The 17074-nt window shown below is 55.6% G+C and carries 13 protein-coding genes; 12 read left to right on the forward strand and 1 reads right to left on the reverse strand.

From position 1 onward, the window contains the following. Window positions 1–159 precede the first annotated feature (159 nt). The 3 genes from secA to LPB67_RS00865 all read left to right on the forward strand — a co-directional run bounded on the left by secA (window position 160) and on the right by LPB67_RS00865 (window position 5590). A complete protein-coding gene (gene secA, locus LPB67_RS00855; protein WP_262835168.1) occupies window positions 160–3015 on the forward strand; it encodes a preprotein translocase subunit SecA in 2856 nt (951 codons plus the stop codon). Between the two features lie 227 nt (window positions 3016–3242). After that, on the forward strand, window positions 3243–3974 hold the full coding sequence (locus LPB67_RS00860) for a substrate-binding periplasmic protein (protein WP_262836130.1): 732 nt from the start codon (window positions 3243–3245) through the stop codon (window positions 3972–3974). Next, window positions 3968–5590 (forward strand): CHASE domain-containing protein, encoded by a 1623-nt coding sequence (locus LPB67_RS00865; protein WP_262835170.1) that lies wholly within the window; start codon window positions 3968–3970, stop codon window positions 5588–5590. The genes LPB67_RS00860 and LPB67_RS00865 overlap by 7 nt, the downstream gene beginning before the upstream one ends. Window positions 5591–5604: 14 nt before the next feature. On the opposite strand, the gene LPB67_RS00870 is transcribed toward LPB67_RS00865, so the two are convergent. Beyond that, complete coding sequence (locus LPB67_RS00870; RefSeq protein WP_262835171.1) at window positions 5605–6441, reverse strand: IclR family transcriptional regulator; 837 nt, start codon at window positions 6439–6441, stop codon at window positions 5605–5607. Between the two features lie 182 nt (window positions 6442–6623). Between LPB67_RS00870 and LPB67_RS00875 the strand changes: the two genes are divergently transcribed. The 9 genes from LPB67_RS00875 (at window position 6624) to LPB67_RS00915 (ending at window position 17051) form a co-directional block, all read left to right on the forward strand. Further along, window positions 6624–8198: a 3-hydroxyacyl-CoA dehydrogenase gene (locus LPB67_RS00875; protein ID WP_262835172.1), complete on the forward strand. Its 1575-nt coding sequence runs from the start codon at window positions 6624–6626 to the stop codon at window positions 8196–8198. A gap of 130 nt (window positions 8199–8328) precedes the next feature. Then, complete coding sequence (locus LPB67_RS00880) at window positions 8329–9525, forward strand: acyl-CoA dehydrogenase family protein (protein ID WP_262835174.1); 1197 nt, start codon at window positions 8329–8331, stop codon at window positions 9523–9525. 49 nt (window positions 9526–9574) lie between these two features. Beyond that, on the forward strand, window positions 9575–10699 hold the full coding sequence (locus LPB67_RS00885) for an acyl-CoA dehydrogenase family protein (protein ID WP_262835176.1): 1125 nt from the start codon (window positions 9575–9577) through the stop codon (window positions 10697–10699). Window positions 10700–10808: 109 nt separating this feature from the next. Beyond that, on the forward strand, window positions 10809–12047 hold the full coding sequence (argJ, locus tag LPB67_RS00890; RefSeq protein WP_262835177.1) for a bifunctional glutamate N-acetyltransferase/amino-acid acetyltransferase ArgJ: 1239 nt from the start codon (window positions 10809–10811) through the stop codon (window positions 12045–12047). A gap of 13 nt (window positions 12048–12060) precedes the next feature. Beyond that, window positions 12061–12924 carry an ATP-binding protein gene (locus tag LPB67_RS00895; protein ID WP_262835179.1) on the forward strand — a complete coding sequence of 288 codons (864 nt, stop codon included), beginning with the start codon at window positions 12061–12063 and terminating at the stop codon, window positions 12922–12924. Window positions 12925–13017: 93 nt separating this feature from the next. Continuing rightward, a complete protein-coding gene (locus LPB67_RS00900) occupies window positions 13018–13425 on the forward strand; it encodes an NUDIX domain-containing protein (protein WP_262835180.1) in 408 nt (135 codons plus the stop codon). Window positions 13426–13975: 550 nt separating this feature from the next. Continuing rightward, on the forward strand, window positions 13976–15160 hold the full coding sequence (gene alr / locus LPB67_RS00905) for an alanine racemase (protein WP_262835181.1): 1185 nt from the start codon (window positions 13976–13978) through the stop codon (window positions 15158–15160). Then, entirely contained in the window at window positions 15157–16452 is a 1296-nt protein-coding gene (locus LPB67_RS00910) for a D-amino acid dehydrogenase (RefSeq protein WP_262835182.1), read from the forward strand. Before alr ends, LPB67_RS00910 begins: the two co-directional genes overlap by 4 nt. Continuing rightward, window positions 16449–17051 (forward strand): Rrf2 family transcriptional regulator, encoded by a 603-nt coding sequence (locus LPB67_RS00915; RefSeq protein ID WP_262835183.1) that lies wholly within the window; start codon window positions 16449–16451, stop codon window positions 17049–17051. Before LPB67_RS00910 ends, LPB67_RS00915 begins: the two co-directional genes overlap by 4 nt. The last annotated feature ends 23 nt before the right edge of the window (window positions 17052–17074 follow it).

Below are 17074 nucleotides of genomic sequence, written 5' to 3' on the forward strand. Positions count from 1 at the left end.
ATGTCACTTTGTCATTGAGCAATTGCTAGTCACAGGCGTTGCCATGTTAAAATCCGACGTTTACCTGTCGTTAGCCTATTGTTGTTGCGAAATCAAGGTTTTGATTTTTTTTTGATCAAGCAGCAATTTTTTTCCAGAATTCATTCATCCATTCATAGCATGTCATTCCTGACCAAAATATTCGGTAGCCGTAATCAACGGCTCTTGAAGCAGTACCAAAAAACCGTGCTTGAGATCAACGCACTGGAACCCAAGCTGGAAGCCTTGTCGGATGAGGCCTTACAGGCCAAGACTGCGGAGTTCAAGACCCGCGTCGCCAATGGCGAAACTCTCGATGCGATCTTGCCGGAAGCCTTTGCAGTCTGCCGCGAAGCCAGTAAACGCGTCCTGAAAATGCGTCATTTTGACGTGCAGATGATAGGCGGCATGGTTCTGCATTACGGCAAAATCGCCGAGATGGGCACGGGTGAAGGCAAAACCCTGATGGCGACCCTGCCGACTTACCTGAATGCTTTATCCGGCAAGGGCGTGCACGTGGTGACCGTCAATGATTACCTGGCGCAGCGCGATGCCGAGTGGATGGGCAAACTGTACGGCTGGCTGGGCCTGAGTACCGGCGTCAATCTGTCCCAGCTTGAGCATGATGCGAAACAAGTCGCTTATGCGTCTGACATTACTTACGGTACCAACAACGAATTCGGCTTCGACTACCTGCGCGACAACATGGTGTACGAAGCCAAGGACCGCGTGCAGCGTGGCCTGAACTTTGCCGTGGTCGATGAGGTCGATTCCATCCTGATCGATGAAGCCCGTACGCCGCTGATCATCTCCGGCCAGGCCGAGAATCATACCGAGCTGTATTACAAAATCAATGAAGTGCCGAAGTTGTTGACTTTGCAGATTGGTGAAGAAACGCCGGACGGCAAGAGCACCGTCGAAGTCCCCGGCGACTACACCAAGGATGAAAAATCGCATCAGGTCTTGCTGACCGAAGCCGGTCACGACCATGCAGAACGGATCCTGACGCAAATGGGTTTGCTGCCGGAAGGCGCCTCCCTGTACGACGCTGCAAACATCACGCTGATTCATCATCTGTATGCCGCGTTGCGCGCGCATGCGCTGTATTTCCGCGATCAGCATTACGTGGTGCAAGACAATGAAATCGTGATCGTCGATGAATTCACCGGCCGCATGATGACCGGTCGCCGCTGGTCGGACGGCTTGCATCAAGCCGTCGAAGCCAAAGAAGGCGTCAAGATTCAAAACGAAAATCAGACGCTGGCATCGATCACCTTCCAGAACTACTTCCGTATGTATAACCGTCTGTCCGGTATGACCGGTACTGCCGATACAGAAGCGTATGAATTCCAGGAAATCTACGGTCTGGAAACCGTGGTGATTCCACCGAATCGTCCATCCCAGCGTAAAGATCGCCAGGATCAGGTCTACAAATCCGCCGAAGAAAAATACGGCGCGATGCTGAAGGATATTCAGGATTGCTACGAACGCGGACAGCCAGTGCTGGTCGGTACCACCTCGATTGAGAATTCCGAATTACTGTCCGGTATCCTGAGCAAGGCGAATCTGCCGCACAACGTCCTGAACGCCAAGCAGCATGCGCGTGAAGCCGAGATCATTGCACAGGCAGGCCGTCCGAAAGGAATCACGATTGCCACCAATATGGCGGGTCGCGGTACCGATATCGTGTTGGGCGGCAACGTCGCCAAACAAGTCCAGCTGATTGAAGCGGATGACAGTTTGTCTGAAGACGTGAAGCAACAAAAATCACAGCAACTGCGGGATGAATGGCAGTCCTTGCATGAGCATGTCGTGAATGCCGGCGGCCTGCATATCGTCGGTACCGAGCGTCATGAATCGCGGCGCGTCGATAACCAGTTGCGCGGCCGTTCCGGTCGTCAGGGCGATCCGGGGTCATCGCGTTTTTACCTGTCGCTGGATGATCCGCTGTTGCGCATCTTCGCGGGCGATCGGGTGCGCGCGATCATGGACCGACTGAAAATGCCGGAAGGCGAACCGATCGAAGCAGGCATCGTGTCGCGTTCTATCGAATCGGCGCAACGCAAGGTCGAGGCGCGCAACTTCGACGTGCGTAAGCAATTGCTGGAATACGATGACGTCGCCAACGATCAGCGTAAAGTCATCTACCAGCAAAGGAATGAATTGCTGGAAGCGCAGGATATGTCGGAGTTGATTTCGTCCCTGCGTGCCGGCATGTTCTACGATGTGGTGCGTACCCATGTACCTGCCGAATCCGTCGAAGAGCAATGGGATATCCCGGCTTTGCAAGCGGTGCTGGCAAATGAATGGGCTCTGGATATTCCTCTGACGAGCATGCTCGAAACGGAACCGAATCTGAATGATGAAGACATTCTGGAGCGCGTACAAAAAGCGGCCGATCAAGCCTATGAAGCGAAAGTCGCTTTGGTCGGCAAGGAAACATTTGCCGGATTCGAGCGCAGCATCATGTTGCAAAGTATCGATTCCCACTGGCGTGAACATCTGGCAGCGCTGGATCACCTGCGCCAGGGCATCCATCTGCGCGGCTATGCACAGAAAAATCCTAAGCAGGAATACAAGCGCGAAGCGTTTGAATTATTCGGCCAGATGCTGGATCTGATCAAGAACGAAGTGGTGCGCACCATCGTCACCGTACGCATCCAGTCGCGCGAAGAGATCGAAGCCGCCGAACAGCAATTGACGCAGTCGCAAGTTGAGAACGTGCATTACCAGCACGCCGATTTCGATGCCAATGCCTCACCGGAAGAAATGCTGGCGCCGACTGCCAATCCGGAATCCGCTCAGACCCAATACATCCTCAAAGTCGGGCGCAATGATCCTTGTCCATGCGGTAGCGGCAAAAAATTCAAGCAATGCCACGGCAAGCTGAATCCTGATCAGGCCCAGGGCGAGTATGCATTCTCGGTAGGTCGCAACGACCCTTGCCCTTGCGGTAGCGGTAAAAAATTCAAACAGTGTCACGGCAAATTAGCCTGATCCGGTTAAGCTGATTCAGCGCTCATCGGGCGCACAAGAAAGGCGGAAATTTCCGCCTTTTTTTACGCCTGTTATACAATAAGTTCCGCCGGGTTTTTTACTTGAATAAACACTGTTCAGGCTTTGCAGTCTCTTTAAGTTTGCATGTGAAAATACCATTCGTTCCAAAACTGCTGCCATCGCTGTGGCTCGCCGCTTTGTTGTCCGCATTGTGCGCGCCTGTCGCCATGGCCTTCGATTGTCCCCGTCCTCTGACGCTGGCTCTGCATGAGCACGGTCTGCTGTATTCCTCGCGGACCGGTGCCGGTATCGATAAAGATATGTCCGATGAACTGATACGGCGCAGCGGCTGCAAAATCACCGTGAGTGTGATGTCGCGCGCCCGCATCTGGCAGTTGATTGAATCGGGTGCGCTGGACTTTAGCTTGTCCGGCATTCGCAATGATGAGCGTGATCGCTATGCTGCGTTTGCCTGGTATTTCTCGAATAAATATTATCTGCTGGTGCGTAAAGATGCGCAGGTCAGGCAATTGGCTGATTTTGAAAATAATCCTGCCTTGCAGCTAGGGGTCATACGCTCATTCAGGTATGGTCCCAGCGCCAATCGCCTGCTCGATAAATTGCATGCGGCACAGCGTGTGACTTATGCCTCCGGATTGGAGCCTTTGTATCAAGTGCTGGCGAATAAACGCATTCATGGCATGATCATCGAACCATTCGATTATTCGCAGATCGAGGTCATGCCGGTTCGCGATCTCACCAGCATCATAGAGACCGACGACCCGCCGATTCCACACGGCCTGATCATGTCGAAAAAATCGCTGAGCACCGCCGAGCAGGAAAAGTGGCATGCCCTGATTAAAGACATGCGTGACGATGGCACTGTACTGGCTATTTTTGAAAAATATTTCAAGCCAGAGTTGGCAAATGCGCTGGTTAACCTCAATCTGCCATGGTGACTCGTCTCAGCCGCGGCCTCAGCGTCGTTGTGATTTTATGCGTTTCGCTAGGTGCAACCTATTTGCTTTGGCATCACGAAAAAAACAATGCCGCCCTCGATACCCGAACCTCTCTCGATTTTACGGCCCGCGATATCGCCAGCCGTATTGAGCAACGGTTAGCCGCCAGCGAGCAGGTGCTGCGTGGCGCTCAGGCCGTATTCGGCATGTCCGATACGCTTAAGCGCAAGGATTTCGCGAACTATGTCAACTCCCTGCAACTCGGTGCCGATTATGCCGGCATGGAGGGGCTGGGGATTGCCCTGTCAATCGAGTCAGGCAAGCTGGAGCAGCATGTCGTCGCCATGCGTCAGCAAGGCATCCCCGATTATCAGCTTTATCCGCTAGCGGCTACTACGCGTTCAACCCAGGCATGGATTGCCCCTTTTGTGCAAATTGAGCCATCGCTGGAACGTAATCGCAGCTTGCTCGGCTTTGATGCGCTGTCTGATCCTGCCCATAAAGCCGCGATGGAGCGCGCCCGCGATGCCGGTACTTTGGCGATTACCGGCCTGCTGAACCTGGCTCAGGATGCTAAGGCAAGCTCGCAAAAAGGCTTTTACGTTTATCTGCCGGTGTATAAAGAAGGAAGGGTGCCGGACCATCCGGAGGCGCGCCGCAGCAACTTGCTGGGCTGGGTGTTCGCGCCTTTTCGTATGGATGATTTGATGGCCAGTTTGTATGGCGAAACGCCGCGCGCAACGGCGATTCGTATTTACGATGGGGTAGAAACTTCGGCCGGCAATTTGATGTACGAATCGCTGAACATGGCTGCCGCAAAGCCGGAATTACCCGCTGCGCTCAAGGTTTTTTCCCGTCGCGATAACGCTATCGAGGTGACCGAATATCTGGCGAATGGCGGGCGTTCCTGGTCGGTGGTGATTACCGCATTGCCGGGATTTGAAGAACGCCTCGGCAAAGATAAGTCGGGTCTGATCGCAATAACCGGCATTGCCTTGAGTATTTTATTCGGCCTGCTGACCTGGCAATTGGTGTCCGGGCGAGAACGCGCCCTGAATCTGGCACGGGAGATGACCAGGGAATTGCGCGAGAGTGAAGCGCGCTTCCGTTACCTGGCGCAGTATGATGAATTGTCGGGTTTGCCGAATCGCGCGATGTTCCGCGACCGCCTGAAGCACGCCATCACCGCCGCCAGGCGCGATAAGCATGTACTGGCGCTGATGTATCTCGATCTGGATAAATTCAAACCCATCAACGATCAGCTTGGTCACCATGTCGGCGATTTATTGCTGCGGGCAGTGGCTGAAAAAATGCTGCACTGTGTCCGCGAATCCGACACCGTGGCGCGTATGGGCGGCGATGAATTCGTGATTCTCTTGCCCCTGATTGAGCATGAACAGGATGCGCTGCTGGTCGCCGAAAAAATCCGCCAAACTCTGTGCGAGCCCTGTGAAGTCGCCGGCGGACATGTACTGAGCATCTCCTGCAGCATCGGTGTTGCGCTGTATCCGCAACATGCGCAGGATGACATCGAACTGTCGCGCAATGCCGACATTGCGATGTACCGCGCAAAGGAATTGGGACGCGATAGGGTGCAGGTATTTACACCATCCTGATCGCCGTCTTCGATTCAAGCCCCCAACGAGATCCGCAGGCGCTGCGCCAGATCGAGCAAGCGCGGACGCACTTGTTCCAATAAAAACGCCGAGGACAAGGTGAAGGCCGGGCCGCCGCAATTGATCGATACCGGCGGCATGCCATTGCCCGGGTAGAACGCGACCGCGATCGCATTCACATCTTTTTGCCAACTGCCGAATGAGGTGCAGCAGCCCAGCTTTTGATATTCGCTGATCGATTGCCGGATCTCTTTGGCGACGCTGTCCCAGTTGGCTTGATCCGCTTGCTGTATCTGGTTCAGCAGCTGGCTTCTTTCATCGGTGCGCATCTCGGCCAGAATCGCCCGTCCCATCGCGGTACTCGCAAGTGGAATGCGCGAACCCACATCGAGGCTCAAGGTCAGCGCAGTCTGGCTGCGGCAATTTTCGACATAAATCATGCTGAGCCGGTCGCGCATGCCCAGCGATACCATGCCTTGTGAAAAATCCGCGAGTTCCTGCATCAGGGGCCGCGCCAATTGACGCACATCGAGCCGCGCCAGCATTGCACTGCCGAGCGCCAGCGTGGCGGAACCCAGACGGTATTTACCCAGCGACTCGACATAGTCGAGATGACCGGTTTTGGTCAGCGTATAGGTCAGGCGCGACACCGTGGATTTGGGTAATTGACAGCGCTCCGCCAATTCCTGGTTACCCAGCGCTTTATCGCCGGAACGAAAGCAGGCCAGCAAGTCCAGGCCGCGCGCCAGCGCCGTGACGAAATGCCGGTCTTGTTTGGCATTGCCGGGCGGCGCGTCGATGGCATCGCTTGCAAGCGCAGGAGGCAGGGATTTTTTGATGATTCTTGACATGGCGTTATGGAAGAAATACAGTAAATAAATATTGCGGAACATAATTCTGCATTGCAGAACTAAGCTTAGCAGTAATCATGCAAAATACCAAGCAAGTCTTATCAAAGCAGGATCGCACCGCGACCGGTAAGCGCGCAAATAAGTGCAACGCCGGACGCTAAAACCAAGGTACAGGATTGACCATGAACGAGAGCAAATTGACCCAGGCCGCCGCACTGCGCCCCGCCTTTGATTCGCCCGATTTACTGTTGGGCGTGATCGGTTGCGGCGTGATGGGGCGCGGTATTGCCCAGATCGCCGCACTCGCCGGCACCCGGGTGCGTTTGATGGACAGCCGTGTCGGCGCGGCCCAGGCGGCACGCCATGAGCTGTTATCCACCTTCGCTCAACTGGTTGAAAAAGGTCGCCTGACCCAGAGCGCCGCTGATGCCGCTGCAGCGCGCTTGACGATTGCTAGCGACCTTAAAGACCTGGCTGAGGTTCACCTGGTGATTGAGGCGATTGTCGAAGATCTCACAGCAAAAAAATCCCTGTTCCAGCAACTCGAATCCATCGTCAGCCCGACGGCGATACTCGCGACCAACACATCTTCGCTAGCCGTCACGGCGATTGCCGCAGGCTTGCAGGTGCCGCAACGGGTGGCCGGATTCCACTTCTTCAATCCCGTGCCTTTAATGAAAATTGTCGAAGCCATCGGCGGCTTGCTGACCGCTACGGAGATCGTCGATTTTCTGATCGCACTCGGTACGCATTGGGGGCATGCGACGGTACGTGCCAAAGACACGCCGGGCTTCATCGTCAATCACGCCGGGCGCGGCTATGGCACCGAGGGTTTGCGCATCCTGGCAGAGAACATCACCGACATCGCCAACCTCGATCAGATTTTGCGCGATTGCGCCGGGTTTAAATTGGGGCCTTGCGAGTTGATGGACCTGACCGGACTCGATGTCTCGCATCCCGTGATGGAGTCGATTTATCAGCAGTATTACGAAGAGCCGCGCTTCCGTCCGCAAGGCCTGACGCGCCAGATGCTGACTGCCGGTGTGGTGGGCAGAAAAGTCGGACAGGGTTTTTATCGCTACGATAATGCAGGCAAAAAACTGGTTCAGTCGCCATCGCAACAAGCAACGCAATTGCCGGATGCAGTCTGGCTCAGTCGCGCACAGCCCGAGCGCAACGCGGCATTGCGCACATTGATCGCCAGTCTGGCGGCACAGGCGGGTGTGGTATTCGAACAAGGCGAGCAACCCAGTGCCAAGGCTTTATGCATTGTCACGCCGCTCGGCGATGATGCGAGTACCTGCTGCATCCATGAAGCGCTGGATGCGCAGCGCACTATTGCGATGGATGTTTTATTCAATTTCACCACGCGCCGGGTGCTGATGAGCACGCCAGCCACCAGCGACGCGTATCGTGCCATGGCATGCGGCTTATTCAGCGCAGATGGCGCTGCGGTCAGCGTGATTCGCGATAGCTATGGCCTGGTCGCACAAAGAGTCGTCGCCCACATCATCAATATCGCCTGCGACATCGCCCAGCAGCATATCGCTGCACCTGTCGATATCGACCGCGCCGTCAAACTCGGACTCGGATATCCGCAAGGACCGCTGGCCTGGGGCGATCAGTTGGGCGCGTCGACCGTGCTGCATATTTTGGAACGCCTGCTGCAGCACAGCGGCGATCCGCGCTATCGCCCCAGTCCCTGGCTGAAGCGCCGGGCGCAATTGCATTTGTCCTTGCAGCAGACGGAGAATTAATTTCAATTCATATACTCCCCATATTTGTTATAAAAACAGGCTTATTCCGCATATATTTATTGCGGTTTAAAAAAATACAGGGGTAGAGTATATGTATTCCGTAGACACATTTTTATCTTGAGAGAGCAGCATGAATCTGAATTTCAGCGCACAAGATCAGGCATTCCGGCAAGAAGTGAGAACCTTCATTGCGCGCGCCTTGCCTGCCGATATCCAGCACAAAGTCGTCAACGGCCTAATCCTTGAGCGCGACGATTACGTGCGCTGGCAACAGGCCTTGCATGCGCAAGGCTGGGGCGGATCGTCGTGGGCCAGGGAGTTCGGCGGCACCGGCTGGTCGGCGGTGCAAAAGTATATTTTTGAAGAGGAAGTCGCCGCTGCAGGTGCGCCGAGAATTATTCCTTTCGGCGTCAAAATGGTGGCGCCCGTCATCATGGCATTCGGCTCGCCAGCGCAGCAGCAGCGCTTCTTGCCGAAAATTTTATCCGCGGAAGAATGGTGGTGTCAGGGCTATTCAGAACCCGGTTCCGGCTCCGATCTGGCGTCAGTCCAAACCGCGGCGCAACGTGACGGCGACCACTACCTGGTCAACGGCCAAAAGACCTGGACCACGCAAGCGCAATACGCCGACTGGATCTTTTGCCTGGTGCGCACCGACCGTGAGGCCAAGCCGCAGCGCGGCATCTCCTTTCTGTTGATCGACATGAAGACTCCCGGCATCACCGTGCGCCCCATCATCACCATGGACGGCGCGCATGAGGTCAATGAAGTCTGGTTCGACAATGTGCGGGTACCGGTCGAGAATCTGGTCGGCGAAGAAAACGCCGGCTGGACCTACGCCAAATTCCTGCTCGGCCATGAGCGCACCAATATCGCAGGCATCGGCATCGCCAAACGCGAGCTCGCGCGCCTGAAACGGATCGCCAGCCAGGAAACCAAGCATGGCAAAGCGCTGATTCAGGATCCCCAGTTCGCGCTGCGCATCGCCCAGATCCAAGTCGACCTGACCGCGCTGGAGATCACCAATCTGCGCGTACTCTCCGCCGAAGAGCAGCGTAAAACGCCGGGTCCGGAAGCCTCGATTTTAAAAATCAAAGGCACCGAAATCCAGCAGGCGATTACCGAACTCATGACCCAGGCAGTCGGCCTGTATGCCCTGCCGTTGCGCCGCGATGCGATGGCGGCGGGCTATCAGGGCGAGCACGCCGGACCGGCGTATGCGACTTCACTCGCCGCCAATTACCTGAACATGCGCAAGCTGTCGATTTATGGCGGATCGAATGAGATTCAGAAGAACATCATTGCGCAAATGATTCTCGGTTTATAGAGGCGTTTTAGCAGTGAAACAATATTTGCAAAATGAGCAGGAGTAGAAAATGGACTTCACTTTTACCGAAGAACAAACCATGTTGCAAGACGCCACGCGTCGCTTTATCGGCAAGGAAGCCAGTTTTGAACAACGCCGGCAAGCGCAAAAGACGCCAGTCGGCTATAGCAAACCGGTCTGGCAAGGATTTGCCGATCTCGGCCTGCTGGCCTTGCTGGTGCCGGAGGACGATGGCGGTCTGGGCGGCACGGCGATGGACAGCATGCTGGTCATGGAGGCGATCGGCGAAGGCCTGGTGATTGAGCCGTATCTTGCCAGCGCGGTGCTGGCGACCAGGACGCTTTGCTTGCTAGGCAATGCAGAACAACGCGCCCGATTTTTACCGGGGCTGATCGGCGGCACTGCGATTGCGGCATTCGCACATGACGAAGCAACTAGCCGGTTTGAGCGCCTGAATATCGCGACCAGCGCCACGCCGACGGCTGGCGGCTATATATTGAACGGACATAAAAGCGTCGTCCAGCATGGTGCATCTGCCGATGTCCTGCTGATTACCGCCCGCATGCCGGATCAGCGCCTGGCCGTATTTGCGCTACCGAAATCTACCGCGGGTTTGCGCATCTTGCCTTACACCACAGTCGACGGCATCGGCGCCGCCGAACTCCATCTGGCTCAGCTTGACGTGCCCGCAGGCAGCCTGCTCGATGCGCAGTCGGATGCCGAAGCGGCACTGAATCAAATCCTCGACCTCGGTATCGCCGCGGTCTGCGCCGAGGCGGTCGGCGCGCTCGATAAGCTGCTGGCCGCCACCATCGCCTACGCAAAAAACCGCAAGCAATTCGGTGTCGTCATCGGCAAATTCCAGGCGCTGCAACACAAGATGGCCGACATGGTGCTGCACATAGAGCAAGCGCGCTCGATGAGCTATCTCGCCGCTGTCAGCCTGGAAGAGCGCGACCCCAGCGCACGGGCTGTTGCCCTGTCGTCCGCCAAAGTCGTGATCGGCCAGGCCTGCCGCTTCGTCGGGCAACAGGCGGTGCAGCTACACGGCGGCATGGGCGTGACCGATGAACTCGATGTCAGCCATTACTTCAAACGATTGATGGCGATTGAATTGCAGTTTGGTAGTACGGACCATCACTTGGAAATGGTGGCGCAGCGCTTGGGATCGTAATTGCTCCCGATGAGTCCCAATTGGATTCGCGTCCGGCGTGAGCTTTAGTCGCTTGGTCCGATAAAAAATACCCTACAATATTGGATTGACTTCATCGCTAGGATCGATCATGGCCGTTAATTCTCCTCTTCCCGTCGCCGCCGACTTGCTTCCTGTGGCCGGTATCCAGCTTGGTTTTGCCGAGGCCGGTATGAAAAAACCGAATCGTAAAGACCTGCTGGTGCTGCTGCTGGCGCCGACCGCGACGGTTGCTGGCGTGTTCACGACCAATCGTTTTTGCGCTGCTCCGGTGCAGGTCAGTAAAGCGCATCTGGAAGGTTTGCATATGTCAGCCGGCCCGATCCGGGCACTGCTGATCAATACCGGCAATGCGAACGCGGGTACCGGCGACGCGGGGCTGGCAGCGGCGAATGCGACTTGCGCGGCCCTGGCCGAGTTGCTGCAATGCGAGGCGTCGCAGATTTTGCCATTCTCCACCGGTGTAATTCTGGAACCCTTGCCGGTCGACCGTCTGGTCGCGGGTTTGCCGCAGGTGATTGCGAATTTGCAGACCGACAATTGGTATGCCGCGGCCGAGGCGATCATGACGACCGACACGCAGCCTAAAGCCGCATCGGCCACCGTGAGCATCAATGGCCGGACCGTGACGATGACCGGCATCAGCAAGGGGGCAGGCATGATCAAGCCGAATATGGCGACCATGCTCGGCTATCTGGCGCTGGATGCCAAAGTCGCGCAACCGGTGCTCGATCATCTGGTCAAGCAGGCCGCGGATAAATCCTTTAATTGCATCACGATTGATGGCGATACCTCGACTAATGATTCTTTTATGCTGATCGCGACGGGCGCCTCGGAGGTCGAGATCAATGAGATCGATACACCGGAATACCGGGTATTGGCCAAAGCCGTGACCGATTTGTCGCAAAAGCTCGCGCACATGATCATCCGTGACGGCGAGGGCGCGACCAAGTTCATGACGATTGCAGTCGAAGAGGGTCGCGATGTCGAAGAGTGCCGCAAGATCGCGTACTCGATTGCGCATTCGCCCTTGGTCAAAACGGCGTTCTTCGCCTCCGATCCGAATCTGGGCCGTATCCTGGCGGTGATCGGTTATGCGGGCGTCGGTGATCTGGATGTCAGTAAATTGAATCTGTATCTGGACGATGTGTGGGTCGTCAAAAATGGCGGTCGCAATCCGGATTATCGCGAAGAAGATGGGCAGCGCGTGATGCAGCAAAGCGAGATCACGATCCGCGTCAAACTCGCCCGTGGCGAGGCCGAGGCCACGGTATGGACCTGCGATCTGTCGCATGATTACGTGTCGATCAACGCCGATTACCGCTCTTGATCAGGATACGGGCATGACGCAACTCGATCAGTTTTTAGTCCGTGCCGAGCAGCTCTTGACCCGGCTGGAAAAACTGCTGCCGGCCTCCGCGCCGGCAGCGGATTTTGCGCTCGGTACGGCGTTCCGCTGGCGTAAACGCGGCAATGTCGCGTACCTGCAAGTGGTGCGTCATGCATCGCCTATTGCGCTCGACGATTTGCACAATATCGCGATCCAGAAGCAGCAGATTGAGCAGAATACCTTGCAGTTCGTGCAGGGAAAACCCGCCAATAATGTGCTGTTGACGGGCGCGCGTGGCACCGGCAAATCCTCGCTGATCAAGGCTTGCCTGAACCAATTTGCCGACCAGGGTTTGCGCCTGATCGAGGTCGATAAAGCGGATCTGGCAGACTTGCCGGACATCGTTGATCTGGTGGCGGAACGTCCTGAGCGCTTCATTATTTTTTGTGACGACTTGTCGTTTGAAGAAGGCGAGAGCGGCTACAAGGCGCTGAAGGTGGCGCTGGACGGCAGTATCGCTACCCAATCCGACAATGTGCTGATCTATGCGACCTCGAACCGGCGCCATCTGCTGCCGGAAAAAATGTCGGACAACGCCAGTTATACGCATGCCGATGACGGCGACCTGCATCCCGGTGAAACGGTGGAAGAAAAAATCTCTCTGTCTGAACGTTTCGGCCTGTGGGTATCGTTTTATCCGTTCAAGCAAGACGACTATCTGGATATTGTCGCGCACTGGCTGGGCAGCATGGGTTGCGACGCCGGGCAGATTGCAGCGGCGCGCGGCGATGCCTTGCGCTGGGCCTTGCAGCGCGGCTCGCGCTCAGGCCGGGTGGCCTGGCAATTTGCCCGTGATTACGCTGGCAGGCTTGCTTAAATATACTAGGTAGGTGTATGTGGATTTATATGCCTTGATCCGCAGACTTTATCTGGTGTTTCAAAAATACTCCCCCTTAATTACTCATAATCTATGAAACCAGCCCCCATTGATGTTGCCGTCGGTATTTTGATGAGGCCGAACGGCGATGTCCTGCTGGGCCAGCGCCCGGCGGGTAAGCCGTATGAAGGTTACTGGGAATTCCCCGGCGGTAAAGTCGAGGCGGGCGAAAGTATCCTGGACGCCTTGAAACGGGAATTTGTCGAGGAGTTGGGCGTGCAGATCGAATCTGCCGAACCCTGGTGCGGCGTCGAACATGTATATCCGCATGCCCATGTGCGCCTGCACTTCTACATCAGCCATGCATGGTCAGGTCAGCCGCAAAGTCTGGAAGGCCAAGCCTTCGCCTGGCAGGGGAGTGTGGCTGTGTCCCCATTATTGCCGGCGACCATACCTTTGCTCGAATGGCTGGATGTCAGACGGGCTGAAATCAGTGCCTGAAGGTGTGTTGAAGCGATTCTGATTTGAGTCGACTCTTATTTCAGATTGTCTCTGATCGGCGCTTTCTCGCTGATTTCCTCCCTAATTTCTGATTTATTCTGTATCCATTCCGCTACAGTGTGCAATCGCAGGTATTGCGGCTGGTACGTATTGCTGAAATCATGCATTCCTTAGGTTTTTTGCCTGCTGACTGGCACACTCATCATGCGTGTACTAGAATTAATACACTGTATCATTATCAATACAGTGTCCAGTTTGCCGGACATACTAGATGTTAAACTCTAGATTTTCATCGAATTCCATTCGTGTGTATCGAAATCAATACACATGATTTAGTCGGTCACCGACGAATATTTTCTAAGTAGTTGAATTGTTTCAATAAAATTTTGTGGCACGGCGATTGCTAATAAGAATCCTAATGTCGTTTCCAGCTAACAAGAGAAAAGGGCGCACGTTGGTGTGTGGCTTCTACAGACAACACGAACGACCAGCGCGCTATTCATTCTTTATCTGGAAATGCAATGGCGATTGTCACTACGGAGATGCGTAAATGCGGGATATGACGGGAAACTCAGAGGCAGCGGGACGTGCGGGCGCTATCCTGACGATTAATCTTTCAGCTTTACGTCATAACTATCGTTTTCTACAAAGCAAGCTGGGCAAGGCGCGTTGCGGAGCTGCGGTCAAGGCCGATGCCTATGGACTGGGTGCGGTCAAGGTCGCTCAGGCGCTGGAACTGGAAGGCTGCCGCGATTTTTTTGTCGCGCATCTGGATGAGGCGATTGCGCTGCGTCCCCACTTGTCGGCTGAGAGTGCTTTGTATGTCATGCATGGCTCACCGGTCGGTTATGAAGCCGAATTTCTCGAATTTAACTGCACCCCGGTGTTAAACAGTCTGGAACAAATTGCTGGCTGGCGGGCACTGGCTGCAGCCCAGCAGACGACTTTGCCTGCGATCGTCCAGCTCGATACCGGCATGTCGCGCATGGGCATGTCGGGACAGGAAGTCCAGGCCTGGCTGGCAGATCCATCCCTCACCCAGGGCATCCAGGTTACGCATTTGATGAGTCATCTGGCCTGCGCCGAGGACCAGCAAGATCCGATGAACCGGCAGCAGTTGCAGACCTTCAAGGCATTGCGGGCGCAATTGCCGGCTTGCGGCGCGACGCTGGCGAATTCTTCCGGCATCTTTTTGGGACCTGATTTTCATTTTGATATGGCGCGTCCCGGTGCTGCTTTGTATGGCGTGGCGCCGGTTGCCGGTCAAGCGAATCCGATGCAGGCGGTTGCGTATTTACAAGCAAAAATCATCCAGATCCGCAGCATTGATGCCGGTGCCGGCGTGGGTTACAGCCTGACTTATCGGGCACCGGCTGCGCGCACTATTGCGACCGTGGCGGTCGGCTATGCGGACGGCTGGCTGCGCAGTCTGAGCAACCGCGGCCTTGCGTATATCGCCGGTCAGGCGGCGCCGATGGTCGGCAATGTCTCGATGGACACCGTGACGCTGGATGTGAGCGATGTCGATCCGGCGCAGCTTTATCCGGGAGCGCCGGTCGATCTGCTATCCGCGACCAATACCATCGATACCGTCGCCCGGCTCGCTCAAACCATAGGCTATGAAATCTTGACCAGCCTCGGTCAACGTTATCACCGTCATTATCTCGAGTCCGAATCAGAGCAGCATCCAATCAGCCATTCCAGCCACGTAGGGAATAAGGGAGAAGCACAATGAAAGTAGTCATACTGGGTGCCGGCGTCATCGGTACCGCATCCGCGTATTACCTGGCAAAAGCAGGACACGAGGTAACGGTGATTGAGCGTCAACCCGCTGCCGCATTGGAGACCAGCTACGCGAATGCGGGTGAAGTGTCGCCCGGTTATTCTGCTCCCTGGGCCGGACCGGGCGTGCCGCTCAAAGCCATCAAATGGCTGATGATGAAACACAGCCCGCTGGCGATTCGTCCCAGCCTCGATCCGCATATGTGGCGCTGGGTCACGCAGATGCTGTTGAATTGCACCACCAAGCGTTACGAGATCAATAAAAGCCGCATGTTGCGCATGGCAGAATACAGCCGCGATACCCTGCAACAGTTGCGCGCCGATACCGGCATCCATTACGACGAGCGCACGCAGGGGACTTTGCAATTGTTCCGCAATCAGGCGCAACTCGAAGGCTCTAAATTCGATACCGATATCCTGGATCGCTACGGCGTGCCATACGAAGTGCTGGATAAGGCGGCATGCCTGAAAGTCGAGCCCGCTTTAAAAAATGTGCAGGATAAATTCGTCGGGGCCTTGCGCCTGCCCGGTGACGAAACCGGCGATTGTTTTAAATTTACCCAGAATCTCTCGAAGCTCGCTGAAGAGCTTGGGGTGCAATTCAAGTATGGTGTGAGTATTGAACAGGTAATGCATGAAGGTGACCGCATTACCGGAGTCAAAACCTCGACCGGTACCGTACAAGCCGATGCGTATGTGCTGGCTCTGGGCAGCTACTCATCGGTGATGTTGCGCGAATTAGGGATCAGGATTCCTGTGTATCCGATCAAAGGCTATTCGATCACCGTGCCGATTACCGATGCCCGGAAGGCACCGGAATCCACCGTCATGGATGAGACTTACAAGGTCGCGATTACGCGTCTGGGCGATCGTATCCGGGTAGGCGGCACTGCTGAAATTACCGGCTACGACCTGACTTTGCGCGAGGACCGGCGTGCCACGCTGGTGCACTCAGTCACCGATCTGTTCCCGGGCGGCGGCGATATTGCGAAGGCGGAGTTCTGGACCGGCTTACGCCCTATGACACCGGACGGCACACCTATCGTCGGACCTACGCCTTTCCGCAATCTTTATCTGAATACGGGACATGGCACTCTGGGCTGGACCATGGCGTGCGGCTCCGGCCGTTTTATCGCGGACGTGGTGTCAAACAAGCGTCCGGCGATTTCTACCGAGGGCCTGTTCATGGATAGATATGGCAGCGCGAATCGTCCGATTATTGTAGCCAAGGAGTTGCAAGCATGAATTTGATCGAACGCGAACAATTGGTCTCGACCACCGAGATATTTTCCGATCCAACGCTGAACATGCGCTTTTACACCGCCATCGAATTGCTGGCGCAAATTGTCATGGTGATGCCGCGCACCGCGACCGTTGCTTCGCTGGCGCAGGCAACCGGTAAAACGCCGCGCCTGGTGCGCTCCATCTTGTCGACACTCAGCAAGGACGGTTTGGTGGCGCGTGATGCGAAAGAAAAAGATGCCTGGCATTGCCGCTCCTGTAACGGCATCATCACGCTGGCGGATATTTATCGTTGCTTCTGTCTGGCCGAAGAAAAAGCGGTTGCCAAAGCTGCACAAGCAGAGGCGGATGCAGCCAAAGGCCTAGCGACCATGGATGCTGACAACGAGCGCAGTAGCGAACCTGAGCGCCCGTCCCGGCCACGTAGCTCGAACCAGCATAGTGTTGACCTGTTGATGATGCAAGTCAAAATGACGGTCAATCGCGCTGTGTTTCAGCAGCTAGAGCAATTTGATCTCGGTCGTCTGCGCGGATTGGCCTCAACCACCAGTTTTCGCAGCCATAATGCACGGCCACGCGGCTATATCCCCGAACCTCTCTGACCGCAACACCCTTAAGCTTGATC

It is taken from the genome of Undibacterium sp. Jales W-56, assembly GCF_025548535.1.
In the GTDB taxonomy this organism is placed as follows: domain Bacteria; phylum Pseudomonadota; class Gammaproteobacteria; order Burkholderiales; family Burkholderiaceae_D; genus Undibacterium.

Excerpts from the sequence above, each read along its gene's own strand:
- LPB67_RS00860 (WP_262836130.1), top strand. The coding sequence starts at position 3,243 with ATGGCCTTCGATTGTCCCCGTCCTCTGACGCTGGCTCTGCATGAGCAC.
- alr (WP_262835181.1), top strand. The coding sequence starts at position 13,976 with ATGCGGGATATGACGGGAAACTCAGAGGCAGCGGGACGTGCGGGCGCT.
- LPB67_RS00875 (WP_262835172.1), top strand. The coding sequence starts at position 6,624 with ATGAACGAGAGCAAATTGACCCAGGCCGCCGCACTGCGCCCCGCCTTT.
- LPB67_RS00910 (WP_262835182.1), top strand. The coding sequence starts at position 15,157 with ATGAAAGTAGTCATACTGGGTGCCGGCGTCATCGGTACCGCATCCGCG.
- LPB67_RS00900 (WP_262835180.1), top strand. The coding sequence starts at position 13,018 with ATGAAACCAGCCCCCATTGATGTTGCCGTCGGTATTTTGATGAGGCCG.
- LPB67_RS00915 (WP_262835183.1), top strand. The coding sequence starts at position 16,449 with ATGAATTTGATCGAACGCGAACAATTGGTCTCGACCACCGAGATATTT.
- LPB67_RS00865 (WP_262835170.1), top strand. The coding sequence starts at position 3,968 with ATGGTGACTCGTCTCAGCCGCGGCCTCAGCGTCGTTGTGATTTTATGC.
- LPB67_RS00870 (WP_262835171.1), bottom strand. The coding sequence starts at position 6,441 with ATGTCAAGAATCATCAAAAAATCCCTGCCTCCTGCGCTTGCAAGCGAT.
- secA (WP_262835168.1), top strand. The coding sequence starts at position 160 with ATGTCATTCCTGACCAAAATATTCGGTAGCCGTAATCAACGGCTCTTG.
- argJ (WP_262835177.1), top strand. The coding sequence starts at position 10,809 with ATGGCCGTTAATTCTCCTCTTCCCGTCGCCGCCGACTTGCTTCCTGTG.
- LPB67_RS00895 (WP_262835179.1), top strand. The coding sequence starts at position 12,061 with ATGACGCAACTCGATCAGTTTTTAGTCCGTGCCGAGCAGCTCTTGACC.
- LPB67_RS00880 (WP_262835174.1), top strand. The coding sequence starts at position 8,329 with ATGAATCTGAATTTCAGCGCACAAGATCAGGCATTCCGGCAAGAAGTG.
- LPB67_RS00885 (WP_262835176.1), top strand. The coding sequence starts at position 9,575 with ATGGACTTCACTTTTACCGAAGAACAAACCATGTTGCAAGACGCCACG.